Annotated in this window: 22 protein-coding genes; 13 read left to right on the top strand and 9 right to left on the bottom strand. The window is 66.8% G+C overall.

Annotated elements, in window-relative coordinates; all coding sequences use genetic code 11:
- Window positions 1-51 precede the first annotated feature (51 nt).
- The 3 genes from LZ009_RS05435 to LZ009_RS05425 are packed head-to-tail and all read left to right on the top strand — an operon-like array spanning window position 52 to window position 1,954.
- On the top strand, window positions 52-711 hold the full coding sequence (locus LZ009_RS05435) for a glutathione S-transferase family protein (RefSeq protein ID WP_275696847.1): 660 nt from the start codon (window positions 52-54) through the stop codon (window positions 709-711).
- 9 nt (window positions 712-720) lie between these two features.
- Window positions 721-1,308, top strand: a complete 588-nt coding sequence (locus tag LZ009_RS05430) for a YdeI/OmpD-associated family protein (protein ID WP_275696846.1) — start codon at window positions 721-723, stop codon at window positions 1,306-1,308.
- Between the two features lie 22 nt (window positions 1,309-1,330).
- The gene (locus LZ009_RS05425) at window positions 1,331-1,954 is read left to right on the top strand and encodes a DUF3253 domain-containing protein (protein WP_275696845.1); all 624 of its coding nucleotides are present in this window, start codon (window positions 1,331-1,333) and stop codon (window positions 1,952-1,954) included.
- On the opposite strand, the gene LZ009_RS05420 is transcribed toward LZ009_RS05425, so the two are convergent.
- A complete protein-coding gene (locus LZ009_RS05420) occupies window positions 1,918-4,242 on the bottom strand; it encodes a hypothetical protein (protein ID WP_275696844.1) in 2,325 nt (774 codons plus the stop codon). The genes LZ009_RS05425 and LZ009_RS05420 overlap by 37 nt on opposite strands.
- 1,005 nt (window positions 4,243-5,247) lie before the next feature.
- Here LZ009_RS05420 and LZ009_RS05415 point away from each other — a divergent pair.
- The 3 genes from LZ009_RS05415 to LZ009_RS05405 all read left to right on the top strand — a co-directional run bounded on the left by LZ009_RS05415 (window position 5,248) and on the right by LZ009_RS05405 (window position 7,645).
- The gene (locus LZ009_RS05415; protein WP_275696843.1) at window positions 5,248-6,216 is read left to right on the top strand and encodes an HNH endonuclease; all 969 of its coding nucleotides are present in this window, start codon (window positions 5,248-5,250) and stop codon (window positions 6,214-6,216) included.
- 146 nt (window positions 6,217-6,362) lie between these two features.
- Window positions 6,363-7,079: a hypothetical protein gene (locus tag LZ009_RS05410; RefSeq protein WP_275696842.1), complete on the top strand. Its 717-nt coding sequence runs from the start codon at window positions 6,363-6,365 to the stop codon at window positions 7,077-7,079.
- Between the two features lie 296 nt (window positions 7,080-7,375).
- Complete coding sequence (locus LZ009_RS05405) at window positions 7,376-7,645, top strand: hypothetical protein (RefSeq protein ID WP_275696841.1); 270 nt, start codon at window positions 7,376-7,378, stop codon at window positions 7,643-7,645.
- 76 nt (window positions 7,646-7,721) lie between these two features.
- Here LZ009_RS05405 and LZ009_RS05400 read toward each other — a convergent pair whose 3' ends face one another.
- Complete coding sequence (locus LZ009_RS05400; protein WP_275696840.1) at window positions 7,722-8,930, bottom strand: hypothetical protein; 1,209 nt, start codon at window positions 8,928-8,930, stop codon at window positions 7,722-7,724.
- Between the two features lie 234 nt (window positions 8,931-9,164).
- On the opposite strand from LZ009_RS05400, the gene LZ009_RS05395 reads away from it, so the two are divergent.
- Window positions 9,165-9,710, top strand: coding sequence for a hypothetical protein (locus LZ009_RS05395; protein ID WP_275696839.1), 546 nt, complete (start codon window positions 9,165-9,167; stop codon window positions 9,708-9,710).
- 307 nt (window positions 9,711-10,017) lie between these two features.
- Here the strand turns inward: LZ009_RS05395 and LZ009_RS05390 are convergent, their stop codons facing one another.
- Entirely contained in the window at window positions 10,018-11,061 is a 1,044-nt protein-coding gene (locus tag LZ009_RS05390; protein WP_275696838.1) for a hypothetical protein, read from the bottom strand.
- 710 nt (window positions 11,062-11,771) lie between these two features.
- Between LZ009_RS05390 and LZ009_RS05385 the strand changes: the two genes are divergently transcribed.
- Window positions 11,772-12,530 carry an SDR family oxidoreductase gene (locus LZ009_RS05385; RefSeq protein ID WP_275696837.1) on the top strand — a complete coding sequence of 253 codons (759 nt, stop codon included), beginning with the start codon at window positions 11,772-11,774 and terminating at the stop codon, window positions 12,528-12,530.
- A gap of 65 nt (window positions 12,531-12,595) precedes the next feature.
- A complete protein-coding gene (locus LZ009_RS05380) occupies window positions 12,596-12,967 on the top strand; it encodes a glutaredoxin domain-containing protein (protein WP_275696836.1) in 372 nt (123 codons plus the stop codon).
- Here LZ009_RS05380 and LZ009_RS05375 read toward each other — a convergent pair whose 3' ends face one another.
- The 3 genes from LZ009_RS05375 to LZ009_RS05365 are packed head-to-tail and all read right to left on the bottom strand — an operon-like array spanning window position 12,968 to window position 16,444.
- A complete protein-coding gene (locus tag LZ009_RS05375) occupies window positions 12,968-13,735 on the bottom strand; it encodes a TerC family protein (RefSeq protein ID WP_275696835.1) in 768 nt (255 codons plus the stop codon).
- Complete coding sequence (locus LZ009_RS05370) at window positions 13,732-15,828, bottom strand: alpha/beta hydrolase domain-containing protein (RefSeq protein ID WP_275696834.1); 2,097 nt, start codon at window positions 15,826-15,828, stop codon at window positions 13,732-13,734. The genes LZ009_RS05375 and LZ009_RS05370 overlap by 4 nt, the downstream gene beginning before the upstream one ends.
- A gap of 43 nt (window positions 15,829-15,871) precedes the next feature.
- Entirely contained in the window at window positions 15,872-16,444 is a 573-nt protein-coding gene (locus LZ009_RS05365) for a YbhB/YbcL family Raf kinase inhibitor-like protein (protein ID WP_275696833.1), read from the bottom strand.
- Window positions 16,445-16,517: 73 nt separating this feature from the next.
- On the opposite strand from LZ009_RS05365, the gene LZ009_RS05360 reads away from it, so the two are divergent.
- The 4 genes from LZ009_RS05360 (at window position 16,518) to LZ009_RS05345 (ending at window position 22,028) form a co-directional block, all read left to right on the top strand.
- Window positions 16,518-16,970: a YciI family protein gene (locus tag LZ009_RS05360; RefSeq protein ID WP_275696832.1), complete on the top strand. Its 453-nt coding sequence runs from the start codon at window positions 16,518-16,520 to the stop codon at window positions 16,968-16,970.
- Window positions 16,971-17,091: 121 nt separating this feature from the next.
- The gene (locus LZ009_RS05355) at window positions 17,092-18,279 is read left to right on the top strand and encodes an SGNH/GDSL hydrolase family protein (protein ID WP_275696831.1); all 1,188 of its coding nucleotides are present in this window, start codon (window positions 17,092-17,094) and stop codon (window positions 18,277-18,279) included.
- A gap of 20 nt (window positions 18,280-18,299) precedes the next feature.
- Window positions 18,300-18,983 (top strand): OmpW/AlkL family protein, encoded by a 684-nt coding sequence (locus tag LZ009_RS05350; protein WP_275696830.1) that lies wholly within the window; start codon window positions 18,300-18,302, stop codon window positions 18,981-18,983.
- 93 nt (window positions 18,984-19,076) lie between these two features.
- Complete coding sequence (locus LZ009_RS05345; protein WP_275696829.1) at window positions 19,077-22,028, top strand: ATP-binding protein; 2,952 nt, start codon at window positions 19,077-19,079, stop codon at window positions 22,026-22,028.
- On the opposite strand, the gene LZ009_RS05340 is transcribed toward LZ009_RS05345, so the two are convergent.
- The 3 genes from LZ009_RS05340 to LZ009_RS05330 all read right to left on the bottom strand — a co-directional run bounded on the left by LZ009_RS05340 (window position 22,006) and on the right by LZ009_RS05330 (window position 26,542).
- Window positions 22,006-25,461, bottom strand: coding sequence for a Dyp-type peroxidase (locus LZ009_RS05340; RefSeq protein ID WP_275696828.1), 3,456 nt, complete (start codon window positions 25,459-25,461; stop codon window positions 22,006-22,008). The genes LZ009_RS05345 and LZ009_RS05340 overlap by 23 nt on opposite strands.
- A 140-nt stretch (window positions 25,462-25,601) precedes the next feature.
- A complete protein-coding gene (gene alkB, locus LZ009_RS05335) occupies window positions 25,602-26,246 on the bottom strand; it encodes a DNA oxidative demethylase AlkB (RefSeq protein ID WP_275697120.1) in 645 nt (214 codons plus the stop codon).
- On the bottom strand, window positions 26,243-26,542 hold the full coding sequence (locus LZ009_RS05330) for a hypothetical protein (RefSeq protein ID WP_275696827.1): 300 nt from the start codon (window positions 26,540-26,542) through the stop codon (window positions 26,243-26,245). The genes alkB and LZ009_RS05330 overlap by 4 nt, the downstream gene beginning before the upstream one ends.
- Window positions 26,543-26,574 lie beyond the last annotated feature (32 nt).

Raw genomic sequence — 26,574 nt, 5'->3', positions numbered from 1 at the left:
CGGATGACGCGATTCCGATAAAGTCGAACCGCCCGGAAAAAAAAGGCCCGCATGTCACTCGCTCTCTATGGCCATCCTTTTTCCTCGTACACGCAGAAAGCGCTGGTCGCGCTGTACGAGAACGAGATCCCGTTCGACTTCCGCTGCATCGATGCGGACCATCCGCAGCACGCGCAGGAGTGGCTCAGCCGCTGGCCGATGGCCAAGTTCCCGCTGCTGGTGGACGGGGAGCGCTCGGTGGTGGAAACCAGCATCATCATCGAATACCTCCAGCGCGCCCATCCCGGTCCGGTGCGCCTAGTCCCCGACGACGGCATGTCCACCCTCGACGTGCGCTTCCTCGACCGGTTCTTCGACCTGCACGTGATGTCGCCCGTGCAAGGCGCGGTGGGCGGTGCGCTGAGTGGCGATGCGGGGCAGCGCGACTACTTCCGCGCCCGGGCCGGTGAAACCCTCGAGCGTGCCTACGGCTGGCTGGAAGGACAGCTCGGGGACAAGCAATGGGCCGCCGGCGGCGCTTTCTCCCTGGCGGACTGCGCCGCGGCGCCCGCGCTGTTCTACGCCGACTGGACCCACCCCATCTCGCCGGAACACCCGCGCGTTCGCGCCTACCGGGCACGCCTGCTCGAGCGCCCCTCGTTCGCGCGCGCGGTCCGTGAGGCGAGGCCGTACCGCCACCTGTTTCCGCTGGGCGCGCCGGATCGCGACTGAGCGCACGGCATGCCCCGGACCACTCCCGCGCAGCCGGATCCGCAACGCTTTGCCACCCAGCGTGCCTTCGAAGCGTGGCTGCGGAAGAACCACGCATCGTCCGATGGCGTGTGGCTGCTGATCGCGAAGCCGGACGCCGTCGAGCCGAGCGTCACTTACCCGCAGGCGGTGGAATCGGCGCTTTGCCACGGCTGGATCGACGGCCAGAAGAAGGCCTTGGACGAACAGCACTGGCTGCAGCGCTTCACGCCGAGGCGCGCGCGCAGCTTGTGGTCGAAGACGAACCGCACCCGGGCCGAGGCGTTGATCGCAGCGGGGCGCATGCAGCCGGCGGGAATGGCGGAGGTGGAGCGCGCACGCGCCGACGGCCGCTGGGACGCTGCTTACGACGGCGCGCGAACCGCGGTGGTGCCGCCTGATCTCGAAAAAGCGCTCGATGCACGGCCGGAGGCGCGCGCCTTCTTTGCCCGCCTCGATGGCACCAACCGGTATGCCGTGCTCTGGCGGGTGCAGACCGCCAAGCGGGCGGAAACGCGGTCCCGGCGCATCGAGATGCTGGTGGACATGCTGGCTCGCGGCGAGAAGCTCCACGGCTGAGAATGGGAAGCACGGGCCGCCCATGCCGGTAACGGACGCAGGGATTCGCGCTGCCATCCTCGACCTGCTGGCGTTGCGCAAGCCGCTCGCGACCATCTGCCCGTCGGAAGCGGCCCGTGCGCTGGAAGCGGACGATTGGCGGCCCTTGATGCCACGCGTGCGCGCCGTGGCGCTCTCCATGGCCCGCGAGGGCGTCGTGGAGATCCGCCAGCGCGGACGGACCGTGGCGCCCGTGGAGCCATTGCGCGGGCCGATCCGCCTGGGGCGAACAGGCATCGATACCGTCGGCCATCCGACCACGCCCGACGGCCGCTACTTCGTGGTGCGCGGACGCTTGTGGCGCGCGTCGAACCCTCATCTTCCGCCTGAGGTGCGGGAGGCACTGATCCGCCAGCTGATGGATGCGCGGCGTGCCCTGCGCGGCACGCGTCCCGAAGCGGAGCGTCGCGCCGCGCGCGAGCAGGTCGACCAGGCGAAGCGCGCGCTCGGCGAGCGGGGACCGGTGTGGTGGGACGATGGCGCGCCGGACTTCAACCGCAGGCTGGTGGAGAACACGCCTTATCGCGATTGGTTCTCGCAACTGCGCCATCCAGCGTTCGGACCTTCCACTCAGGCGATCTGCAGCGCGAACGACGCGGTCTCGTAGCGGTCGTAGCCGACCAGCCAGGCACTTCCGTTCGTGTGCTTGGCGCTCACGTAGAGAGTCACGCTGAACGTGCACTTGGGCCGCACGAAGAAGCCACCCATGCCGTCGGGTCCGGTCAGCATCTGCGTGAAGGTCTTGGAGCCGGAGCTCTCCGCGGGGCCGGTCTCGGCCACGTCGTGGTGGTTGTCGCCGTAGATCGGCGCCGGCCCGAGCACGCCGGTCGACCCGTTCAATCCGCGCTGCCAGCCGATGCTGTAGTTCTTCATGAACGAGTTGGCGTCGCCGTTGCCGGCGTGGTCGACCCCGTTGACGTGGTAGGCCCGAAAGCCGATCGAGAAAGTCGGGTCCGGAGGATCGGTAGCCGGATTTCGAACCATGAACTGGCACTCGTCGGTGTTGGCCACGCCGTTCTTGCGCAGGTCGACGATGTCGGCCACGACCGGCGTGTTGTCCACCCAGAAGACGTGCGACAAGTCGGGCTGGACCACGTCGACTGCGTTGTTCGGCGCGTTCTTCCAGCGCTTGTAGAGGAACGGCTTGGCACTGCCGGCGCCCGCCGCCGCGGTGGGCTTGATGCGCATGCCGCTGGCGTCGAAGAGTTCGAGGATCAGCGCGTGCCTGCCATTCGGGGAGATGGCCTGGCCGTCGTTCTTCATGCCGGTCGTGTCCCACACCTGGTGGGCCTGCGAGATGCCCATGCGCCACTCGTTGACGCCCAATTCCCAGTACGGGATCGTGAAGAGGTTGCTCTCGCCGCCCGGCGCGGGCGCGGGCAAGGGACCGAGCACCACGGGCTCCCAGATCTGCGGGCCGGGGCCGCCGATGATGCGGCGCTCCCAGGTCACCTTGTCGTCCAGGACCTCCGGTGTGCTCGTGAGCTGGCCGAGATTGTTCACCGCGGCCACCTTCAAGCGGTAGTACCTGGCACCGACCGCGGCCTGCTTCATCTCGGGTGTGATGAGAAGGTGCAGCGCAAGCGCACTGCCCCAGGGGCAGCCAGGCACACCGCCGAAGACGATGGTGCCGTCGTCGGCGTCGAGCGCCGCGTGGTGCGATTCCCCGTTCTGGTCGGCAAAGTTGAAATGCTCCATGCTGCCCACGGTGTCGAGCATGGCGTAGGCCGTGCCGTCGCCCTGGTTTTGCGGATCGTCGCAGACGATGGCTCGCTTGTCGTACGAGTGCAGCACCGCGTCGTCGCCGGCCGAGAAGTAGTCGTGCGCGGCGAGGCCGTCGTAGACGACCACCCAGGCGCCGTTGATGAACTGCCGCACCTTGTAGGCGTAGACCGTGGTGCAGAAGGCGTGCAGGTGGTGCAGGTGCGGCCAGTCGAGGAAGCAGAAGTCGAAGCGTCCTCCGGGCTGCAGCGAGGTTTCGCCCAGCTTGCGGGTCGTGCAGTGGCACAGCAGCGGGTAGAGGTACGGGCGGGCCCTGAAGTATTCGACCTGCAACGCCGTCGTGGGCAGCCGCCGCAAGGCCGCGTAGTCGTCGAACAGCCGCTCGGGGGGCGCGTTGACGAGCGCCTTGCGCGTGGGATCCACGCTCAGGTTGCGGCTCTTGCGGGCCGCCTTCGCGCCGAGGCCGGCCGCGAATCCGGCTTCGAGCGAAGCGAATGGCCCGGGATCGGGGCCGGGACCCGGTCCCGGCCACGGATCGGGCCACGGGTCGGGCACGGGAATCGGGATCTCCTGGAAGATGTCCGCGAAGCGATCGATGAGGTCGGGAATGTGGATGTGCAGGTCGCAGCAGCACTCGCGCTCATAGATCTCGACGATGCCGTCGCACATGGGCAGGCAGCGCCATGGGAACAGGTTCGGCTTGAAGTCCAGCGCCGCGGGACGCAAGGCCTGCTGCGCGAGCAGCACCTTGGCCACCGGGTTGAGATCGAACACCGGATGCACGATGAGGTCGTACCACCACGGCCGGCACTTCAGCGCCGTGCCGGACACGCAGGTGCGGAAAAGGTGGAAGCGGTCCGAGATGGCCTTGCCGATCACGAGGCCGTTGCGCTGCCACTGTGCGAGCACCGACGAGAGCCGGTATCGCGTGATCGCTTCCTTGGGCAGGCTCGCGAACTCCTGGACGTCGGGGCCGAGGCCGACATAGCGGACCTTGGCCACCGATTCGCCAAGCTCGATGCTGCCTCCCTTGTAGACGGCCAGTTTTCGCAGCGGCCTGCCGGCGACGTCCGTCTCGTAGACCGCGAATGCAGGCGGTTGCGCATCCGGTTCGAGTCCGGCGAAATGCACGGCGATGGGGCCGGCAGCGGGGCGGGTTTCTTCCTTGGCCATGAGGGCATCTCCTCCAGAGTCCGTGAAGCCAAGTTAGGCGGCCGGCACCAGAGCGGCATCAGCCAGACTGGGGACACTCGCGACTCGTTACACCGGTCACATCCCGACGCGCACGCACCTCGTTGTCGACGATGGATCGCGCGAAGGCGAAGTCCGCTTGAACCAAGAGACATGCCACGCTTCATTCGTCGGCGAGGATGCGCACGGAATGCCGCACGCCGGCTGGACCACGACAGCAGCCGCATACTGGACCGAGGGCCGACGAAGGTGAACTTCGCGCCGAGGGCGAGCGACCGGTGCCATCGAGCTCGCTCGGATGCGTGATGCCCTCAACACGCCAGGCGCGGGCCGGGCTGCAGCGGCGTGGAAAAGCCAACGCGGGCGGGCGACGAGAGGAATGCTTCTGGCCGGTAGTCGGTTTCCGCTCGGTTGGAACTGGGGGGGGCAACAGCCTCGGGCTGCCGCGTCTATCGAACGGGAGGAACGACTGTTTTGCAGCGGTTGCGGTCACTCACCGGTGGAAGCGCAGTTCACGGTCTCGGCTCCAATGCGGTCATTGAGCCGCCCCAATCTGCACAAGCGTGGACGACGCGAAGGGTCGAAAGCGGCCGTCGCTCATCCTGCGCCACTCTGCGGGAGGAGCTCACCATGCGCAAAAGCGCCCTTCCTGGAGAAGGGACGCTGCGTAGTCACAGACCTCCACTGAACTCAAGGCCTGAGACGTAGCTGCGGCTTCAGGCAACGCCCGTGACCCTGGTGACATTCAGTCTGCTCTCGCCGGCAAATTGCGCGGCTGCGGCACGCCGCTGCGACTTCAAGACGTGTTCCGCATAGTACGATCATCGATGCGGATGCAACTTTCCAAGAATCATGGCATTGTTCGTTCTCAAGCCGATACTCTGGAATACAAACTCCTATGTTGGCCCATCTGGGGTCCGTGTAGCGGCTGACAGCTTTCCTGGCAAGACTGGGTTCGGGCATGAGGAATGGAACAATTCTTCACGCATGGCATTCGTAGAAAAGGGACAGCGCCTGCGTGCATTCCACACGGAAGGAATGAAAAAAGCGCCGGTGGAGTTGCACGCTGGACAAACGTTCGTCTTTATGACGGCCTCGCACGACCGGGTGCAGCAACTGGTGGGTGTCGCGGGAAACGCAATGCACATCGGAGCCGAACGCTACCAGTCAGAGCGGGAGAGGCTGGCCCGGATGCTCAATGTCAGGGATTTCTGGCGGGACGCTTGGGCGCTCGAAGCGCTCCGGAAACGCTACCGCGACTCGGCACAATTTCGCCAAGTGTGGAATACGGACGTCTCTTGGGTGCCCAATTGGGTTTGCCCCGACGACTACTTCATGTGGCTGGCGGAGCCTGTGACCCTCGATGCGCCGAAAATCACAGGTGGCACGACGCTCCCCAAAATGTTCACCGCTTACATGTCGGTTGAACGAAAGGTCGCAGCCGCCATCATGAACACGATTCCGCACCGCCAGCGCACACCAACGTGGGTTCGTCTGATGGACGCAATGCGCAGCACTCCGGAAGAGCCGGTCCCGCAACTTGACGGCGACAGTGGCGAGAGTGCAACGACGCGCCTTGTCGAAATCCAGGCGCGCGTGGGCCAAGGAAGGTTTCGGGAAGATCTTCTGCGGTTTTGGGGAGACAAGTGCGCCGTCACGAACCTGAGTTGCCCGGAGCTCCTGCGTGCTTCACACGTGAAACCTTGGGCCACTTCAACACCCAAACAGCGCCGCGATCCGCACAACGGCCTGCTCCTCGCCGCCCACTTGGATGCGATGTTCGACAAAGGCCTGATCTCATTTGATGATGGCGGGAAGATGCTCATTTCGCCTCGGCTCGCCAGAGAGGAGCGCGATTATTTTGGCTTGCCTAGATCCTTGCGCGCGGCTCCGGGTACCGCACTCAAGGCATACCTTGCACATCATCGAAGTCAGGTATTTGACCGGGGTGCTTGAGGAGCCACGCTCTTAGCCGGCAACGTGAGCGTGAGCAGGACACGCACTGAGCGTGGATGCGGCGCTCCCCGCGTGCGGGGTCCGCGTTGGGTGGGGAGCGGACGTGTCCGGGCAGACTTCCACCGCTGCGAACACTGGCTTGACGCTTGATGATCGAAATTGACCCTGGGTCCGCTATGCGCATCTGCGCCGATATCGTCCATGATGTTGCGGAGACTCGCGGCTTCAAAGCAATTCTCTATGCGGGCGGTATCGAAACAGCCTTTGAAGGTCATGTCTGCCGAGTACTTGATCGTTGGCTTGAGCAACACGGGAACGATCGCTACCGGGAGACTGTCATCGTTCCCCGGCACAAGCGAGAGGGGCCGACTGCGGATCTTGCTCTCTGTCGCCTTCCGAATTCAGATGAATTCAGGCTGCACGTCGGTGCGCTCATCGAGGTGAAAGGTAACTACGCCAGCCAACTGCTAGACTTGAGCTTCACGGGTGCAACCGGTACTCCTCGAAAGCGTCGTCAGCTCCCGGTAGTTGTTCAAGCGGGCATCCAGGCCTCGCAGTACGCGAGGATGCGAGCAACCGCGGACGGAATCCCCCCAGCGTATGTTGTTCACATCTTGGTGAAGGGGTCCGGGCCACGCCCGCCCGCCGGCGCGCCGAAAGACAGCGGCGCGCGCCACTTTCGGCCCGAGATCGATTTCGGAACAGCGATTCAGCGTATGGCTCTGCAAGCTCACGACGAGCAGCAGTTCGCCACTGCAATTCAGGCTATCGGACACCACCATGGAGCCGAACTGGCGTGCTACCTGTTCAAAGTCGCGGCCCCTGAGGTGTGTCAGGAGCTAGCGACCCAGTACCCGGCCTAGCGGCTGCAGCATATGAATGTCTGCATCCGGCCATTGCGAAAATGCTAGCTGCCTGCGACGATTGATGTATGGATCGACCGGCGATGCTCCTATCTGCGGCACGGGCCCTCGCGGCAAGTGTCCCTGCCTTTCAAGAGGTTCTTGGCCCCGGCGCGGGCGATAGAGCCACGGCCTTGTTCCTGCGACAGCTTCATGAGCAGTTAGGTGACACGTTCGGCGCCCGGTGCCATGAGCGGAAGATTTGCGGCCACACAGGATTCGCAGTTGACTTCTATTTTCCCGAGGAGAGGACAATCGTGGAGATCGCCCTGGGTCTCCCGAACCCCCAGAGCGAGTTCGAGAAGGACATCCTCAAGGCGGTGATAGCTAAAGAATCGGGTAACGAAGTGCGCCGGCTAATGTTCATCTCGCGAGCCGGCGGAGAGAAGAAGTGTTCACAGCCTGGTCGACGAGCAGTGATCGCTTGGGCGAGGGAGAAGCACGACCTAGCCATCGAAGTGCACGACCTGCCTGGTACTGCGCGAGTGAGAATACGCAAGAAGGCGCAGGCGGTATCCAGTCGATAACGTCCTCTGTGGGTCGGAAGCTGTCTTGTGGGAAGCCAGATTAACTTGTCATAGCCCACCTAGCGAAACGTCCAGCTCAGCCCTTCTGCTCTCTGAGTATCGCAAGATACGATCTGGCCGTGTCCCTGTTCTTAAAGGTTTCCGCGATGTGCTCCGAGAGCGCCGGCACGTCTTGTTCCAGGGTCGATGCCCAGAGATTTGGGTCGTAATCGTAGACCCGAAGCATGTGATCGATGTCGAAGATCGGCGGCGTGCCCTTCGCTCGAATTAGGCAAACAGGCTTGTTGAATGCGATGCGCATTCCAAGCTCAAACAGCACATTTGGATTGTGCTCAGTCAAGTCGACGATAACCAGGTCAGCCGAGTCGAGTTCATTCACAATCGTTGACTGAATAACCTCGCTACCGGCCTTCTTGGCCGTTTTCGCCGTGAACTTCGCTTTCACGGCCGCCGGCGTGATCAGATGCTTCAATACTTCATCGAAGTATCCCTTCGGATATCTGTCCGTGCGCTCGGAAAATGGCATTGCGACGAATGCGACCGCCCCGCTCGCGTCCGTCGACTCGCCAAGGGTTATGGAATTGTTCCGCGCGCTTCCGCTTCCGTCAGGGCCTTTGGGGATGTCGAGATTGATTTGCCGGCTGCGTAGAAACGTCAGGTTCTTTTGGTAGACCTCGTAGAACTGGTCTTGGTGTTCTTCAGCGACGCCGAATTCAGTCTTGAGAGTGTTCTTGAGGTACTGGATCTCCGGAAGATTCTTGCCTTGGTAGTAGTCATAGACCTTCGCGAACAGTTCAACACACCGGAATGCTCGCAACAACGAGCTTCGTTCCTCGTCCACGCTTTTCGGGTAGACGATTTGACGCCCAAGATCCGTTAGCTCGATCTTCTTCGAGTCGCGCGTTCCGGCCGTCAGTCCATACTGGACACTGCTCTGCGTCAGGTAGAAAAACGTAGTACTCAGACCCATGCTCATGGCGTTCGCCACATCAGCGGGCGGCCACGCATTCCCGTTTGCAAAGTCCTTAAGTGCCGTTGGAATCCTAAGCGCCTGCTCAAGACCATTTATCGGAAAGCTTCGCTTTGAGGCTGTGACGGTCTTGCCAGCCGCTTTGGCCCCGCCTGATCGCTTTCTAGGCTTAGACTTAGCCGTGGGCCTTCTGACACCGAGCGCAGCCTTGGCAGCCTTGGGCTTCTTCACGACAGCAGCAGCGGCCGCTTCCTGCTTCTCTTCGTCCGGACCTTTCCCCATAGTCACCTCCTTCTCCGGAAGGATGATATCCACCGAGGGGCACTTTGGGCCAGCGCATTCGGGCAAGTCGGACTCTCCGAACCGCTGGGCGCCTTTATGCGGTCGGGCTGCTCGTGGCTAGAGGAGGACCTCGCCTAAATCGGACACCTTGTAGGCTCGTGCCTGCTTCGTGTGATCGGGGCAAGGGCGGCAGACGGCGATTCAAACTCGCGTTGTCACTATCGAGCCATCACTCTGACATATGCGACGATGGAGGACGGAGGCAACATGGCAGAAAAATTCTCCATCGCAACGGTAATCGAGACTGATGGCGCCGCACTTTCAGTTCTAGAGTTCAGCACCTTTCTCTTCAACTTCCGCGCCGCTTACGTTCTCGCGCTTCAGACGCTTGATCCTCTTGGTGGAGGCTTCGAAGACTCGCTGCACACTCAACGCGATCTACATTCCTTCGCGAACGATGTGCTGGTCGCTCACCGCCGTACAAGCGCGTTGGCGCTATCGCAGGTCGCAAAGACGAACTTGGATGCGTGGACCGACCTGCAGTTCATTGACATTCGGCGGGAGAATCCCCTTCGAGTCCTTCTCGCCGGCGTACCCGCTGCATTGGCGGTTGCTGTCATCTTGTCGGGTGGCAAGATCGAAGTAGTCGGGGTAGTCAAAGCCGAACTTCCGCCGCTTGGCACAGGGATCGCGTCCATCCAGGACGCCTTCAGGACAGGGCAAGTGCCGCCAACGGGGGGCACACCACCTAAGAGGAGTGGCACTCCTCTGGGTCAGAAGCCAGGACCCAAGCCACTGCCCAACAAAAAATAAGACTGATGCCGGTGTTCTAGAAAGGACGGTTCGGACTTTTGACAAGTAATTTGCCGGTTCGAAGTCCGCTCCCGACCAACAGCGACCCGGCGCCGCGCATGCCGGTCAATGTCAGCTAACGGCGACGACCATCATCGAGTAGCCAAGCCGACCGACAGTACCCCGTCTGCAGGTGCCCTCTAGGGACCGACGGCTTCGCCTCTGGTCCCGTCGATCGACCTCAACCATCGGGTGCACCGCGTTGATGCTGACCGTTCCCAGGGCTTAGCCATCGGACGTACAAGACCCCCAATTCGGCCGGTCAGACCTAGGTTCGAGGTCCGGCCTTCTTGCGCTGGTGCTCCGGTGCATGAATGACGCGCAGAAGGTCGTCGCACAGGTGCACCAAGCGGTCGTGCACGATCTTCTGAGCCTGCGCCGGCTCCAGCACCTGTTCGTCGGCGTGTGCCGCCTGAAGAAAGTCGACGGCGAATGCAATTCTCCGAACCGCGCGACCGTGCCTTCGCACCGTTCCGATCCGGTTGGCGCCGCCCACGAGTTCCTGCGTGAGCAGGTCGATATTCGATTCAGTGAGCATCGCACCGGAATGGATCCGGTACACCGTGCCGGTCATCTTGTCGTCTACTCGCGCGCGAACGGCCAAGTGCGCGAGGTCGGGCGACGAGTACGCTTTGACCAAAAGGTCTAGCCAATGCTGGAAGGGGAGCTGATCCGGGGAGGAGAGTCTGCCCAGGCAAGAAAGCGACGGCGCATCGCCATCCAGCAGGATTCGAGGAAGCTGCGCTAGCGCCACCGGCACGTAGAGCAGGCGGTCCAGGAATCTGAACTCCGCAGGCGCGAGTACGCACGGCTGCCGGGCCCACCAGCTCTCCTGGGGTGTGACCATTTTCTTGCCGCAATGCGCACAGGTAGCGCCTGACCCGAGTAGAACCGTCAGAAGCAGGAGCAGCGCACCCTCGCCGGCCTGGAGAAGCTTCGTAAGGCCGGACTGTTCTGGATTCCGGAAGTGCTCAGCGACCCCTTCGAGGAACTCCTCGTTCCCGCCCATGCGAGCGAGCAGACGGCTGCGAGTGCCTTGTGTGCTTTTTCGGCCCAGAGCGTAGTTGCGCAGGTTGCGGAACTCCACGTCTCCAAGCTCGCGGCGGAGGGCAGCTTGAACGGAGCGGTGGCCCAGAAGGAGCTCAGCCAAGTAATCGCTCGCCGGGATACCCGGCACGCCGGGCGTCAACCCTAGCCTTGCAGGGAACAGCTTCATCGGCCGCGCGAGCGTCAACGGTTCGTAGGCAACCAGAAGGTTGTCCAGGATCGGCTTGCTTTTCCAGTCGAACCGATGCTCGTGCAGCTTTTCCACGTTTCCAGAATTCAGTGGTCCGGTGAACAGCAGGATATCGCAGATGCGGTGGACGGGCCTTCGTCGAAGGCGCATCGCATGACATGGAGCACGAAAATGGCAAAGGGCAGTAGCGGCAGTGGCAAGGGTAGCGGGCACGGGGGAGGTGGCGGCAAGGGTGGCGGGGCGCGTAGGGGCGGCGGCGGTGGCAAAGGGACGGCGCCGCGGCCGTACGGCACGACGGGTGGCCCGCCCAGCAAGGTGCAGGGGAAAAAATCGGGCGAAAACCGCTGGGACTTTTCCTTCCACGGTGTCCCTCGCACCACGCCTGGTGAGTAGCCTCTTCGCCGGGTTCCGATGGCCCCCTAAAGCCCTTTCGGGCGTTCTCCTTGGGTCGAAGGCGTCTAGGAGGATTTTGATCAGGTGGCCGCTTAAGACGCTGTGCGGGAGGTACGGACGTCTGCAGCCTTGAGGGCAATCATGGCTGCTTCTGTCGATAGCGGTCGCTCGGCGGGGTGAACCCAAGCGACCGCAATCAGTCTGCAGCGGTCATTCACCGACGCCCCATCCGGCCTGAAAGGATCCACCGGCGCAGTAGCAGCGTGATGGCACCTTCCGGCCCCAAAGCAGCCGCAGTAAACCTCGCCGGCCCGGCACTGCCCCCACGCCGTTCGGATTGACTTCGGCCCAAGTGTTCGAAACACTCGCGGCATTGCTACGGGGGGACAGCAATGGCAAGCACGGTACCCGGTGAACTCTCCGGCAAGGTGGCGATCGTCACCGGTGCGGCTCGCGGCATTGGGCGCGCGGTCGCAGAGACACTGGGAGGGCGCGGTGCCCGCGTTCTCGTCAACTACGCGAGCAATTCCGATGCGGCAACGCAGGTCGTGCAAGGCATCAGGTCCGCCGGCGGGCAAGCCGAAGCGCTGGAAGTTCGGCTGCAGGACGCGGCGACCGCCAAGCAGCTGTTTGATGCCGCCTTGAAACTATGGAACCGCGTGGATATCCTCGTGCTCAACGCGGGCGTCGCCAGGTTCGGTCCGATCACCGGGTTCAGCGAGGAAGACTTCGACCAGATGTTCGCCGCGAACGCCAAGGCTCCGTTCTTCGCGCTGCAGCAGGCGGCCACGCGGATGTCCGAAGGCGGACGAATCATCAGCATTTCAGCCTCACTGACCGGTGTGGGCTATGAGAATACGGCCCTTTACGCGGGGACCAAGGGCGCGCTCGAACAGTTCACCCTCGCCGCATCCAAGGAGTTCGGGAAGCGCGGAATCACCTGCAACTGCGTCTCTCCCGGCGCGACCGATACGGACCTGTATCGAGGCCTTGCCCCCGCGGCCGCCCAGGAGGCGGCCAGGCAGCGCTCGCCTTTCAAGCGGCTGGGCGAACCGCGCGAGATCGCCGAAGTCGTCGCCTTCCTTGCCGGCGATGGCGGCCGATGGGTGTCGGGCCAGAACATCCGCGTCAACGGCGCGGCGCTCTGGTAGGCGGATCGGGGCAGGCGAGTCGGCCACGCATGCTACCGTCGCCCTTCCCCTCGCAAGGAGCCACCATGCCGCGCCCCATCCTCGACGAATCCAGCATCCACAGCGCCGTGCGCGCAAAAATCGCCGGCTGGAACAACGCCATCGTCGACGAAGTGAAGGCGGCCGTGGCCGCCAACGACGTGGTGATCGTCGGCATGAAGCAGAACCCGTTTCCCGCCAGGGCGCGCAAGGCCCTCGATGCGATCGCGCAGCCCTACAAGTACCTCGAATACGGCAGCTACCTCGGGCTGTGGCGCCCGCGCAGCGCGCTGAAGATGTGGACCGGCTGGCCCACCTTCCCGATGGTCTTCGTCAAGGGCGTGCTGGTCGGCGGCGCGACCGAGCTGCAGGCGCTGATCGCCAGCGGCGAATTGAAGACGATGCTGGGCAAGGGCTGATCAGCGCCCGCGCGCGTGCTCCTCGTACTCCTTGCCGTGCCCGGCCAGCGGCACGGTGGCGCGCCGCCGCAGCTTGAGATTCAGCATTTCGACCGCCAGCGAGAAGGCCATCGCGAAGTAGACGTAGCCCTTGGGCACATGGAACTCCAGGCCGTCGGCGACGAGCACCATGCCCACCATGATCAGGAAGGACAGGGCCAGCATCTTGATCGTCGGGTTGGCGGACACGAAGCGGCCGATGGGGCCGGCGAACAGCATCATCATGCCGACCGAGAGGATCACGGCCGCCACCATCACGGCCAGTTCGTCGACCATGCCGACGGCGGTGATGATCGAGTCGAGCGAGAACACGACGTCGACCAGCATGATCTGCAGGATCACCGCGCCGAAGGTGGCCTGCACCTTCGAATCCTGGTGCTGCTCCTCGCCGACCAGCGAAGCGTGGATCTCGCCGGTGCTCTTCCAGATCAGGAACAGGCCGCCCGCGATCAGGATCAGGTCGCGGCCGGAAATCTCGTGGCGCGCCAGCGGCACCGTGAACAGCGGCGCCGTCAGGCCGATGATCCAGGCCAGGATCATCAGCAGCCCGAGCCGCATGAACATGGCCATGAACAGGCCGAGGCGCCGCGCCAGCTCGCGCCGCTCCGGCGGCAGCTTGTCCACCAGGATCGAGATGAACACGATGTTGTCGATGCCCAGCACCAGTTCCAGCGCGGTCAGCGTCAGCAGCGCGATCCACGCCTGCGGGTCAACGAGCAGCTCCATCATCGCAGCACCTGGCTCGCGGCCGCTTCCCTCACCAGGCGCTCGGCATCGTCGGGCAGCAGGAAGCCGGCGCCCTGCGCCTTCTCCGCCGCTTTCCTCACGGCCGCCACGTAGCCGTCGTGGCTGCCATAGCGCTCCTCCAGCGATGGCCGCGGATCGCGGTTCGCGGCGCGCTCCGCGCGGGTCTTTGCGAAGGGGATCATGCCGCCCACGTAGTTGCAGATCTGCCCCTGGTGGAAGGGCCGCGCGCCGCCGGCCGTGACGTTCCATCCGAGGTAGGTACCCAGGGGCGCTTCGCGCAGCACCACGGGCACGCCGCCCAGCTCGTTGCCGTCGGCGTCGACCTTGGGTGCCAGCATGGACAGCACCTGCCGGATCGGTGGCGGTGCATGGGCCGCCACGCCGGAGCCGTCCACCGTGTTGAACTGCGGGCCCCAGTCGTAATCGAGCACCGGCATGATGAAGTCGGGCTCCGGCAGCGTGGGCCGCAACTGCGGCAAGGTCGGGAAACCGATCGCCGCCTTGTTCGCTTGCGCCAGCGTGCCGGCCTTGAGCGTGGGCCACTGGCTGGGAGGCGGCTCGACGCCCTTCATCACCCAGTTGCGGAAGTGCACCCGCAGGGCATTGACGGTTTCCGTGTGCGGCATCGGGTTGGCGGGCAGCACGCCCGTCCCGTAGTTGTTGCCGGGGCAGGCCGGGCCGCTCGTTGGCAATGCGGCACCCGGCACGCTGGTGTCGAAGCCGCCGGCGCCGCCGCCATGGTTGCTCGCGGCGATGTAGTAGCGGCGCACGTTGGGCGGCAGCGGCAAATCGGCCCGCGCATCGGTGCCCACCCACTCCGGCGTGAGCTTGAGCGCCCACACTTCGGCGGAACCGAAGTGCTCGATGATCTTCGGGCAGGTGCGCGTTGCGCTGCAGCGATCCAGCAGGCCCACCGCCGGTCCGCCGCGCACCGGGTCCGGATGCGGCAGCCACCATTGCGGCCCTTCGCTGCCGGCCTGGTACAGCTCCAGCACGCCGTCCGGCTGGGCCCAGCGGAAGTTCAGCGCGATGCGGCGGCCGGCGATGATCGGCCACAGGCCGTCGTGCACCTGCCGCTGCGCTTCGTCGCGGTTGTAGCCCAGGTGCAGCCAGCCGCGCAGGAAGTTGCCCGACTGCGAAACGCCGCGGCCGATGCTGTGCGTCACGGCGCCCGCCACCGGATTCGGCGTGCCCCCGTCGTCGGCGCGCGCCGTCTTGAAGAACATGCCGACGTCGCGCCAGGCGGCGAAGCCCACGCCTAGCGCGTATGCGTCGGCCGACTTGAACACCACCTGGTACAGCTTGCCCGCGTCGAAGCCGTTCTTCAGGCAGACCTGCGTCGGGTCCGGCGTGCCGGGGAAGGGGTTGGCGGCATCGCATTTCGCCCACGCCCAATCGGCGGGCGCGATGGACGTCTCGCCGATCACCTCGCCCCGCGTCGATTCGGCCACGCGCGAGACCAGCCGCGACTCGCGCGTGTCCAGGCTCATGGGCTTGTACGGCACCGGATTGGTCTGCACGATCAGCGGCTGCGAGCCCGCGCCCGAGCGATTCACGATGCGGCCGAAAACCTCGCCCGTGACCGGCGCGCCATCGGGCATGCGGGCGATGGGCAGCTTCAACCAGTGCGGCTGGTCCACCGCGGCGGTCTCGCGCACGCGCGTGGCGCCGGCGTTGTCGCCCTGCCAGGCGCTGGTGAGGTCGATGTCGCCGTTGCCGCGTTCGGCCGGCACGTTGGGCCGCCGCAAGCCGCGGTTGGGCACCTCGTGCCACAGCAGGCCGCTGGCGCGCGCCAGGTCCACGGGCTTGGTGAGGACGAAGGTGGCGACGTAGCGCACCTTGCCGTCCGCGTCCCTGGCGAGTTGCAGGTCGTTGATGATGGCGTTGGCAGGCGACGCCGGATCCAGCTCGCCGAAGGCGCGGCCCGCAACCTGCTCGGACGCCACGCCGCCGGAGTCCGTCGCCGGCAGGGGCTTCACTTCGTCGATGACGATGCGCGTGACCCGGGCCTGCGCCGATGGCAGCGCGAACACGAGGGCAAGCAGGGGCACCAGGACGGCGGAGGAACGCGGCATGTCGGGTCTCCTTGCGGTGACGGGCATGCTAGCAGGCCGGAGATCAGGGCCGTCCGAACCGCAGCACCATGCTGCTCGCCACCTTCCCATGCCCGCCCGCCAAGCGCGCCTGCAGCTCCGGCCACGTCAAGCCTGCCGGCAGCGCGCCCGGCTCGTAGTCGGTTGCGATGGCGGTGAAGGTGTAGTGATGCCAGCCGGTGTTCGGCACCGGGCAAGGGCCCATGTAATGCGCCAGGTCCTGCGTGCTCTTGCCGCCGGTGAACTTCGGCGAAGGCCGCGTCACCTCGTTCTCGGCAAAGCCGCCCAGCGCAGGATCGATGCCGTACGCGATCCAGTGATACACGCCGGTGCCGCCGCGGCCCTCGGGATCGTGCATCACGATCGCCAGGCTCTTCGTGCCGGCCGGCACGTTCTTCCACGCCAGTGCGGGCGACACGTTCTGGCCCACGCAGTTGGGATTGCTGGCGATGTTGCCCGCGTGCCGCGTCTCCAGCCGCGTGTTGTCGGGGAACTGCGGCGCGAAGAGCGTGAAGGCGCTTTCGTGCACCGGCATGATCGCAGGCGCCGCGCAGGCGACCAGGGCAAGCGCCAGCAGCGGGGACAGGGAGCGAAGCATCGTTGTTCTCCTGGGGTCGGGTGACCGCGTGGATTCTGTATGCTGGCACCGGACTTCCACAAGGGGCCCCGCCATGCGCACCTTCATCGCCCTCGCCGCCTTGCTGCTGCCGCTTGCCGTGCTGGCGCAGGCCGCCCCGCCCGAGTACGACCCCGCACTGGCCCGCCACGTCGGCGCGGACGAACGCGGCATGCGCAATTACGTGCTGGTGATCCTGAAGACGGGGCCGAACAAGGTGCCGGCCGGGCCCGAACGCGACGCGATGTTCAAGGGCCACTTCGCCAACATGGGCCGGCTCGCCGCCGAAGGCAAGCTGGCGCTGGCCGGTCCCTTCGACGGCAGCGATGGCTGGCGCGGCCTCTTCATCTTTGCCGTGCCGACGATCGAGGAGGCGCAGGCGCTGGTGGCCACCGACCCGGTGGTGGCGCAAGGCGAGATGGTCCCCGAGTTCCACAAGTACTACGGCTCCGCGGCGCTCATGCTCGTCAACGATGCGCATGCGAAGGTGGCACAGAAGAAGTTCTGAAGCGCGGCACGACCGTACCGGCCGACCGAGCGAAAACCCTCTGGTCGCGGCCGCGAGCCACGCCTTATGCTGACCCTCGCGAAAGCGAACGACCGTTCTTTTTTATTCGGGGAACAACAGCATGAAGAATCTCTCGAGGACATTCGAACGCGGGCTGATCGCCTCCGCGTGCCTGGCCGCAGCGCTGCTGGCCGGTTGCGGCGGTGGCGGCGACGCCGCAGGCCCGCGTGTAGCGATCTCGCGCGTGGTGGTGGCCGGTGACAGCCTGGCCGACGTGGGCACCTTCGGCTACAAGTTCACGGTGCAGAACGCCGCGGACTCGGCCGGCTTCCCGATCTTCCCGCAACTGGTGGCGTCCAACTTCGGCATCGCCAGCCAGTGCAACTTCTACAAGTTCACCGGCACCACCTTCATCCAGAACCCCGCCGCGGGTTGCACCAACTTCGCGATCGGCGGCGGCCGCGTCGTGGTGCCGGCCAGCTCGGGCGGCGCGGCCAGCCCGCTGGGCGTGCCGCTGCAGCTGTCGACGGCCGCCTCGGCGGTCGGAGGCACCTATGCCGCGACGGACCTCGTGCTGGTCGACGGCGGCGGCAACGACGCGGCCGACCTGGTCGGCGCCTACCTCGGCGCGGCCAAGGGCAGCGCCGGCGTGACGGCCTACCAGGCCTTCCTCGCGCAGCAGCTGCCGCCCGCCACCATTGCCGCCACGCTGCCGCAGCCCAATGGCGCGGCCATGCTGGCCGGCATGTACATGACGGCGCTGGCCGACACCTACTACGCCGCGATCAAGGCGAGCGCGCTGGACAAGGGCGCCACCCACGTCGCGGTGCTGAACGTCCCCGACATCACGCTCACGCCGCGCTTCCAGGCCCTGCTGGGCGGCGTGGCCGCGGCCAGCGGCGGCGGCACGGCCGGCGCCACGGCGGCGGCGCAGCTGAAGGGCGCGATCCAGCAATGGATTGGCGCCTTCAACAACGAACTGGCCGCGAAGGTGGCGGGCGATGCGCGCATCGCGCTCGTGCCCTTCTACGAGGACTTCACCGACGAAGTGGCCCACCCGGTCGAATACGGCCTGACCAACGCCACGCAGGCCTCGTGCCCGGTGAAAGGCACGGACTCGTCCGGCCTGCCCGCGTACGACTTCCCCACCTGCACGTCCGCGGCGCTCGACGCCGCCCCGCCCACCGGCCTCACCGCCGGCTGGTGGCAGACCTGGGCGTTCTCCGACGGCTTCCATCCCACGCCCTACGGCCACCGCCTGCTGGCCGCCTCGATCTCCCGCGCGCTCGCCCGCGCCGGCTGGCTCTGAACCGCAACGAAGGAAGAACCATGACGAACAACAAGAAGTTGCTCCTGCGTGCGGCCGTCGCGGCCGCGGTTGCCGCCGCCTGCGTGTCCGCGCAGGCCCAGAGCGCCGGCACCTGGATGTTCAGCGGCGGCGTGACGCACATCGCGCCCAACACGTCGAGCGGCACGCTGTCGCCGCCGGCGCCGCCCAACACCACGGTGGACATCGGGTCCGACACGCAGCCCACGCTCGCCGTGGGCCGCATGCTCACCGACAACTGGTCGGTCGAAGTGCCGATCGGCTTCGGCTTCAAGCACTCGATCACCGGCACCGGCGGCATCGCGGGCGTCGGCGAGATCGGCACCGTGAAGGCGCTGCCGATCAGCGTGTTCGCGCAGTACCGCTTCCTGGAGCCGGCGGCACGCTTCCGTCCTTACGTGATGCTGGGCCTCACCTACGCCTACTTCTACGACGAGGCCGGCAGCGCCACGCTGAATGCGCTGAACCCGATCAACCCGCCGGGCGGCACCAAGCTGTCGGTCGACTCCAAGTTCGCGCTGACGCCGGGCCTGGGCCTCACGGCGCGGGTGGCGGACAAGTGGTACATCGACCTGCAGTACGCCCGCAGCTTCCTGAAGACCAGGACCACGCTCAGCTCGGGACAGCACATCGACACGAAGCTGAACCCCGATGTGTATCGTTTGAGCGTCGGCTACCTGTATTGATTCCGGGCCGGGGTGGCAACCCCGGCATCCGGCGTACGAACATGCACTTCCGCCGCCCCTTCCCGGCACTTATGATTCACGCAAGGGGCAGAGATGAAGGAAGAGTCTCAGGATGATGCAGCAGGCGCCGAGCCGGGACGGCGCTACCTGACGCTGCTCTTCGCGGACCTGTCGCACTCGACCGAACTGGCCGAGATCATGGATCCGGAGCACTACGCGGCCATGCTGGCCGCGGTGCGCGAGGTCTACCAGCAGACCATCCCCCGCCACGGCGGCATGGTGGTGCGCGTCCAGGGCGACGGATTGCTGGCACTTTTCGGTTACCCGCAAACGCGGGAAGACGACGGCCGCAATGCCGTGGCCGCCGCGCTCGAGGTGCACCAGCGCGTGCGCGCGCTCGACATCCGCATGCCCGAAGGCTTTGCGTTGTGCCTGCACACGGGCATCCACTCGGGCCTGGTGCTGCTGCATGCCGGCAACGTGGAACTGGGCCGCTTCGAGCTGCTCGGCCCGGTGCCCAACATCGCCGCGCGCCTGTCGGACGCCGCGGAGGAACACGAGATCCTGGTCAGCGAGGAGACCCTCGGGCCGGCGAGCCGCTTCTTCGTCACCGGTCCGCCGCAGCTGCTGAAGGTGAAGGGCCGCGCCGACCGCCTGCTGGTCTACCGCGTCGACGCCCGCGCCAGCGCCGCCGAAAGCCTGGCGGCCAAGGCGCGTCCCGGCGCCACCGCCTTCTGCGGCCGCCGCAACGAACTGGCGGCGCTGGAGCAGGCGATGGGCGACGCCATCTCCGGCCACCTGCGCGTGGTGGCCGTGGCGGGCGCTCCCGGCATGGGCAAGACGCGCCTGATCGAGCACTTCAACGGCCGCGTGCTGCACTGGGGCTGCACGGTGCTGCGCGGTTATTGCGAAAGCGACCTCGGCGCCGAGCCGCTGCAGCCCTTCCGCCACATGGTGCAGGCCCTCGCCAGCGAGACGCCGCCGCAAACGCCGGAAGACTTCGCCGCGCTGTTCGCCGGCATGGCCGTCGGCGACATGCCCCTGGTGCTGTTCGTCGACGACTGGCAATGGGCGGACGATGCTTCGCACCAGGTGCTGTCGGCCCTGCGCAAGCGCGCCGATTGCCGGATGCTGGTGGTGCTGTCCACGCGCACCGGCGGCACCGGCGGCATTTCCTCGGCCGCCGACCAGATCATCCTGCTGCCGCCGCTGGACGAGGAAGAGGCCGCGCGCCTGGTGGCGCTGCGCCTGCCCGGCGCGGATCCCTTCGTGGCCGGCGAGATCTGCTCGCAGGCCAACGGCAATCCCCTGTACCTGGAGGAGCTGTGCCACTCGGCCGCGCGCGGCGAGACCGGCCGCCGCCAGGGCCGGGTGCAAGGCGGCGCCGGCTGGCTGAACCGGCTGGTCGAGTCGCGCGTGCAGCACCTGGCCCCGGCGCAGATCGAACTGGTGCGCGTGGCGGCCGTGATCGGCAACGTGGTGCCGGCCTGGCTGCTCGAACGCATGACCGGCCAGCCCGCCGCCGGACCGATGCAGCTCGGGCTGGCGGAGCAGGACTTCCTGTTCCCCGGCGAACGCGCGGGCACGCTGCGCTTCAAGCACGGCATCACGCGCGACATCATCTACGAATCGGTGGGCCTGCACGTGCGGCAGGAACTGCACCTGCGCATCGCCGAAGCGCTGAAGGAACATGGCGCGCACGAGCCGCACGACGAGGCGCTGGAGATGCTGGCGCTGCACTTCGAGGCGGGCGGCGACGCGCTGCAGGCGGCGCACTATGCCGAGATGGCGGGCGACAAGGCACTGTCCGCCTCCGCCCTCGACCGGGCCCGCGCGCTGTACCGCGTGGCACTGGCCGCGCTGGAGCGGCTGCCGCAGACCGCGGAGATCGCGCTGCGCTGGGTATCCATCGTCCAGCGCCTGGGCCGCGTGAGCGTGTTCGACCCGGTGCGCAGCGAGCTCGCGCTCTACGCCCGCGGCGTCGAACTGGCCGAGCGCCACGGCGACCTCGCGACCCAGGCGCGCGCCCGCCACTGGCTCAGCTACATCAGCTACGGCGTGGGCGATGCGCGCGTCGCCATCGTGCAGGGCGAGCAGGCGCTGCGCGAAGCCCAGGCCGCGGGCGACCAGAAGCTGGTCGCGCAGGTGGTTGCCTCGCTCGGCGAAGCGCACAGCGCCACCGCGCAGTACGACCGCGCGCTGGCGCTGCTGGACGAAGCCATCGCGGTCAAGCGGCGGCACCGCAGCGCGCGCCACAGCAACGTGGGGCTTGCGTACTCACTGGTCTGCCGCGCCTACGTGCTGGGCGACCGCGGCGAGTTCGACGCTTCGCATGCCTGCTTCGCCGAAGCCATCGAGTGCGTTGCCGGCACCACCCACGAGATCGGCGCGTCCACGCACGGCTGGCGCAGTGCGGTGCTGCTCTGGCAGGGCCGCTGGAGCGAGGCGCGCGCCGCGGCGGACGAGTCGGCCCGCATCTGCGAGGCGACGCGCAGCCTGACGCAGCTGTCGATCGCGCGCGCGATGAGCGCCTATGCCGACTGGATGCTGACGGGCCGCGCCGAATGCCTGCAGACGATCGCGGAAGTCACGGCCTGGCTCAAGCCGCGCGGCAGCGGCCTGTTCCGCTCGCTCAATCACGGCTGGCTGGCTGCCGGCCTGCTGGAGAGCGGCCGCGAAGACGAAGCGCGCCATCACGCGGCGCAGGCCCTGCTGCGCGCGCGGCAAGGCGACTGGCTGGGCGTGGCCATGGCCTACCGTGCACTCGCGCGCGACGCCGCGGACCGCAGCCCCGCGCGCGCCGAGCACTACCTGCGCCAGGCCTACCAGACGGCACGCGTGCGCGACTCGGCGCACGAACTCGCGGTCACGCAGCTCTGCGAAGCGGACGTCGCCTGGCGCCTGAACCAGGCAGAGCGCGCGCATCGTGCCGTGGAGGCGGCGATCGCCGCCTTCGACCGGATGCGCATGGACTGGCACCTGGACGACGCCAGGCGCCTGCAGCGGCTGATGGACCCGGCGGCTACGCCGGCTTGTTCGGCGTGAGGATCAGCAGCACCGGGGAGCCGGTGGGGCGCAAGGTACCGGCCTTCATCAGGCCCGCCGTCATCGCCAGCAGCACCCCCATGCCCATCGCGTAACCGGGGCAGCCGTGCACGGTGGGCGACGCGCCATCGCGGTCGCGGCCGAACACCAGCTCGCGCGGCGCGTCCTTCTCCGCCAGCGCCGAGGCGATGCCCAGCACCACGCGATGCCGCTCGTCCTTGTCGACCACGCCGTTGTGCACGGGGCTGCGCCACAGCATGGACGGAACGGGGTTCCTGCGCATCGCATTGAAGACGAAATCGCGCAATGCAGTCCGCGCCTGCGGGTAGTCGACGGTGGTGCCCGGCGACGCCTCGTACAGCATCTGCTGGCCGTCCCACAGCGACTCTTCGCCGATCCAGGTGTCCATCGACTTGATGAAGTTGCCCTGCACCGTGGGCGGGAAGCCGAGGAGCACGCCCGCCAGGCCGTGCGCCAGCGCTTCATTGTTGTCGTTGCCGACCACTTTCAAGCCGGCCTGGATCTTCCGCGCCAGCGTGCCGAGTTGCCGGTCCGGGCGCGCCAGCCAGGCCTGCACCGCCTTCAGCACCGCCTGGCCCTGCTCCTGGCCCGCCTGCTGCACCGCCTCGCGCGGATGCGGCGAGAAGATGTAGCGCGAAGCCGTGGCGAAGTTGCCGGGGCAGCGCGGCTTGCCGGGGTTGTCTTCGAGCCGGCCCCCGATGTCCATGACCGGGTTGGGGACCTTGGCCGGGTCTTCCGGCAGGCCGATCCACTGGCTGCACAGGCGCGCCATGACCTGGTCGCTGAAGCTCACGAGGTCGATGGGGATGCGCACCGCGTCTTCCGCGTTGGCGGGCGGCAGCTTCGGCAAGTGGGCCAGCACGTCCTGCACGATCGGCAAGGTCTCGTTGAACGCCGTCACTTCGTCGTATTCGAGGATGGCATCGTTCAGGGGCTTCTGCTGTTCGCGCTCGACGCCGGGGTCGAGGCCCAGCAGGTTGAGGCCGATGGATTGGCCCATGCGCTCGCCGTAGCCGGCCACCGAGTACTTGCCGCCCTTGTCCTTCATCGCGTGCAGCACGTCCTGGTAGCGCCCCAGGAGGTGCCCGTACGCGGTGTCCTGCAGTTCCGGCGCCTTGCCTTCGCGCACGTGCTTCCACGCTTCCTGGTTGCGGTCCGGGTCTTCGAGCACCGAGCGCACCCGCTCGCGCTCGGCCTCGTCGTGGTTGAACGGGCAGCGTGCCGGGGGCGCGGCCACCTTGGCCGGCGCCTCGCGGAAGCTGTCCAGCGAACGCAGCGCCGCCAGCGAGGGCACGAACAGGTACACGCCCCACTGCAGCTGCACCAGCGGCTGGTCGTCGAACTGCACGCGCACCACGCCGCCCTGCTCGTCGAGGTAGCGGAAGGTGGTCTTCTCGCCGACCTGCGGCACGCGCAGGAACGGGTCGGCCTGCGCCGAACCGACGCCGCTGCTGTTGCCGCCCGCGACCCACCGCTGGATGGCCTCGAACTGCTCCGCGATGCGCGCGCAGTAGGCCATGAAGACGATGCCGCGGTCGGTGCTGCGCTCGGTGGCCGACATGGGGCCGTAGGACATGCCGCGGCGCAGGATGCGCGGCGTGTAGGCGCGGCCGTCGCGCGGATTGGCGCGGCGCACATGCGAGTGGAACGGGCAGCCGTCGCTGGCCGCGGGCTGCTCGTAGTTGTAGTCGTTGGGCCCGGTGGAGCCGGCGGGCAGCTGCACCAGCGGGTCGCCGTTGCGCTTGCGGCCCATCATCTTGTCCGGCACCACCGCGCGCTGCTCCGGCGTGAGCTTCTCCATCGCCTTGTCGAAGTTGTCGACGCGCTGGCGCAGCTTGCGCACGACCAGGAAGCTGCCGTCCATCAGCAGCGGGTCGAAGCCCTTGCCCGGTTCGTCGCCGCGGTCGTTGCGGTGGCCCAGGAGCAGTTCGCCCGCGCTCACCACGTCGTTGTTGGCGACCGGCTTGGCCGCGGGCTGGCCCGCAAGCTGCACCTCGGGCTGGCTCAGGCCGTCGGCAAAGCCGAAATGGTTGGCCACCGGCTCCGAGGGCTTGCTGCGGTAGCTGCGGGTGGGCTGCACCGACAGCACCTTCAGGCCGGTGCCTTCCTCCAGCGCCTTCACGGCGCCTTGCAAACGCGGATGCAAGCCGCTGGTGGTGTCGGTTTCGTCCGCCAGCCGCAGCAGCACGAACACGTGCACGGCCTTCATGTCGACGCGCTGGCCGCTCGCTTCCTGCTCGTAGCGCAGCGGACGCGTCCAGCGGTCCGGGTGGTTGCCGCGCACGTCGCCCAGCAGCGCGGCCCGCGCTTCCATGCCGTCGATGAATTCCTGCGGCATGGCGTTCAGCCGCTCCTGCGCAATCCCCAGCTTCTTCAGGCCGGCGTAGGTGAAGGCGATCAGGTAGCCGATGCCGCTGGCCGGCACGGCGCCGCACAACGAGGCCAGCGTCGGGAAATTCGCCAGCGCCTTGTCCTTGTCGTCGATGCGCAGCAGCACCGAGCAGCCGTGCGTCATGCGCTCGCCGCTGCTGAAGATGTGCGACTGCACCTTGGACGGGTCGGCGGCGGCGGGCTCGGGCTTGCGGTCGTCGTCCGGCTGGTCGTACTTGAGCCAGCCCAGTTCGTCGGCGTACATGCCCTTGTATTTCAGCCAGGTGCCGCGCAGGTCCGGCGGTAGCGGCGCGTGGTCGAGGCCGCCCATCACCGCCATCGGCTCTTTCAGCACGTTGCGGGCAAAGCGGCGCAGCACGCCGAGCTCGCCGCCGTCGGGTGTGTCGCCGGCGGGGAAGTAGGCCGAGAGGCGGAACAGGCCCTTGAGCGTGCGCAGCGGCAGCACCAGCGCGTTCAGCGGGTCCTTGCTGGCCTTGAGCATCGCGGCCTGGTCGCGCTTCACGTCGGAAGGAATGCAGATGCGCGCGAAGTCGGCATCGGCGGCCGGGCCTTCGCGCTGCGCCTTCTCGACCTGCGCGAGGTACTGGTGGTCGTCCAGCGTCATCGCCGAGTCGTCGTAGAAGATGCCGCCGGCAATTTCGTTGCGGCGCACCCAGGCGCAGTATTCGTCGAAGCTGGAGGTGCGCGAGCCGGGGTATTCCGGCGAATGGCAGAACAGCAGGTCGAGCAGCGTGCCGATGTCGCGGTAGATCACCCGCATGTAGGGCTCGAAGCCGCCGTCATAGGTGACGTTCAGCGACAGCTGCCAGGTGCCTTCGGGCGTGGCCGGCGGCACCAGCGCGTAGCGGAAGTTGTGGATGATGCGGAAGCGCCCGACCACGTCGGGAAAGAAGGGCGGCAACATCTCCGACTCGCGCAGGTTCTGGCGCGACGTGTGCAGCGCATCGAGCACCTTGCGCAGGCGGCCGAGATAGCTGATGGGTTCGAAGCCCGCCACCATGCCGGCGCGCACCGGGGCCATGACCGAGAGATTGGAAATGCCTGCGAGGCCCGTACTGCGCTTGACCATTGCTGTCCCCTGACTGGTAACTACTACTCCACCGAAGGTAACCGTATGCGTCCGAGTCCTCATCCGCAAAGAGGAGTAGCCCTAGGAAGACGCTAGGCGGCGCGGCGGAAGGTCAGGTTGATGCGGCGGCTGCCCAGCAAGGAATGCGGCGCGTCGGCGAGCGGCGCGATGCCGTGGTAACGCAGGCGGTCGACGCCGCCCCACACCACCACGTCGCCGTGGTGCAGAGGCACGTGCAGGGGCCGGCCCGCACGCTGCAGGCCGCCGAACAGGAAGGTGGCACTCATGTCCAGCGAGACCGAGACGATGGGATGCGCGTAGTCGCGTTCGTCCTTGTCCTGGTGCAGCGACAGGCGCGTGCCGGGCAGGTAGTGGTTGACGAGGCAGGCGTCGGGATCGAAATCGGGGAAGCCGGCGGCGGACGCCGCTTCGTGCGCGAGCTGCGACAGCGGCGCGGGCATCGCCGGCCAGGGCTTGCCGGTGAGGGGATCGGTGGCGGTGTAGCGGTAGCCACGCCGGTCGGAGGTCCAGCCCAGCGCACCGCAGTTGGTGAGCGCCACCGACATGGCCAGGCCGCCGGGCGTGACCATGTTGCGCAGGGGCGCGGCCGCTTCGATCGCCTGCAGCGCCGGCAACAGTGCGTCCACGTGGGGCAGCGCGAAGCCGCGCAGGACGAAGGACTGGGGGCCGATCGCTTCGACGGCTCCCGGTTGCGGGGGAAACAGGTCCTGGGTCAGGCGGGAAGGCCGAGCAGGCCGGCGATGGCTTGCAGGTGCGCGTCCTTCAGCTGCTGCGGCTTCACTTCGTCTTCGGCCGCCGTCTCGTCCTCATGGCCCTGGATCGCCGCGCGCATGGCTTCCAGGCCGTTCCAGACGATCACTTCCTTCTTCGGGCAGAGGTGGCGCAGCGTGTGGTACCAGTAGTAGCCGTCGGCGCCGCCGAACAGCTTGTCGATGCCGGTGAGGTCGTTCGACTTGATGCGGTGCTTCTGCAGGATCTCGTCCAGCACCTGGTGGGAAAGGATGTACTTCATGGGCCGGCGATGCGTGGGAGGGCCGCAATTGT

The sequence above is a fragment of the Ramlibacter paludis genome (assembly GCF_022012305.1).
Classification (GTDB): Bacteria; Pseudomonadota; Gammaproteobacteria; order Burkholderiales; family Burkholderiaceae_C; genus Ramlibacter; species Ramlibacter paludis.
Note: the sequence above shows the minus strand (reverse complement) of the source record. Positions and strands in the feature narration are given on the sequence as shown.

Excerpts from the sequence above, each read along its gene's own strand:
- LZ009_RS05435 (WP_275696847.1), top strand. The coding sequence starts at position 52 with ATGTCACTCGCTCTCTATGGCCATCCTTTTTCCTCGTACACGCAGAAA.
- LZ009_RS05430 (WP_275696846.1), top strand. The coding sequence starts at position 721 with ATGCCCCGGACCACTCCCGCGCAGCCGGATCCGCAACGCTTTGCCACC.
- LZ009_RS05425 (WP_275696845.1), top strand. The coding sequence starts at position 1,331 with ATGCCGGTAACGGACGCAGGGATTCGCGCTGCCATCCTCGACCTGCTG.
- LZ009_RS05420 (WP_275696844.1), bottom strand. The coding sequence starts at position 4,242 with ATGGCCAAGGAAGAAACCCGCCCCGCTGCCGGCCCCATCGCCGTGCAT.
- LZ009_RS05415 (WP_275696843.1), top strand. The coding sequence starts at position 5,248 with ATGGCATTCGTAGAAAAGGGACAGCGCCTGCGTGCATTCCACACGGAA.
- LZ009_RS05395 (WP_275696839.1), top strand. The coding sequence starts at position 9,165 with ATGGCAGAAAAATTCTCCATCGCAACGGTAATCGAGACTGATGGCGCC.
- LZ009_RS05385 (WP_275696837.1), top strand. The coding sequence starts at position 11,772 with ATGGCAAGCACGGTACCCGGTGAACTCTCCGGCAAGGTGGCGATCGTC.
- LZ009_RS05380 (WP_275696836.1), top strand. The coding sequence starts at position 12,596 with ATGCCGCGCCCCATCCTCGACGAATCCAGCATCCACAGCGCCGTGCGC.
- LZ009_RS05375 (WP_275696835.1), bottom strand. The coding sequence starts at position 13,735 with ATGATGGAGCTGCTCGTTGACCCGCAGGCGTGGATCGCGCTGCTGACG.
- LZ009_RS05370 (WP_275696834.1), bottom strand. The coding sequence starts at position 15,828 with ATGCCGCGTTCCTCCGCCGTCCTGGTGCCCCTGCTTGCCCTCGTGTTC.
- LZ009_RS05365 (WP_275696833.1), bottom strand. The coding sequence starts at position 16,444 with ATGCTTCGCTCCCTGTCCCCGCTGCTGGCGCTTGCCCTGGTCGCCTGC.
- LZ009_RS05360 (WP_275696832.1), top strand. The coding sequence starts at position 16,518 with ATGCGCACCTTCATCGCCCTCGCCGCCTTGCTGCTGCCGCTTGCCGTG.
- LZ009_RS05355 (WP_275696831.1), top strand. The coding sequence starts at position 17,092 with ATGAAGAATCTCTCGAGGACATTCGAACGCGGGCTGATCGCCTCCGCG.
- LZ009_RS05350 (WP_275696830.1), top strand. The coding sequence starts at position 18,300 with ATGACGAACAACAAGAAGTTGCTCCTGCGTGCGGCCGTCGCGGCCGCG.
- LZ009_RS05345 (WP_275696829.1), top strand. The coding sequence starts at position 19,077 with ATGAAGGAAGAGTCTCAGGATGATGCAGCAGGCGCCGAGCCGGGACGG.
- LZ009_RS05340 (WP_275696828.1), bottom strand. The coding sequence starts at position 25,461 with ATGGCCCCGGTGCGCGCCGGCATGGTGGCGGGCTTCGAACCCATCAGC.
- LZ009_RS05330 (WP_275696827.1), bottom strand. The coding sequence starts at position 26,542 with ATGAAGTACATCCTTTCCCACCAGGTGCTGGACGAGATCCTGCAGAAG.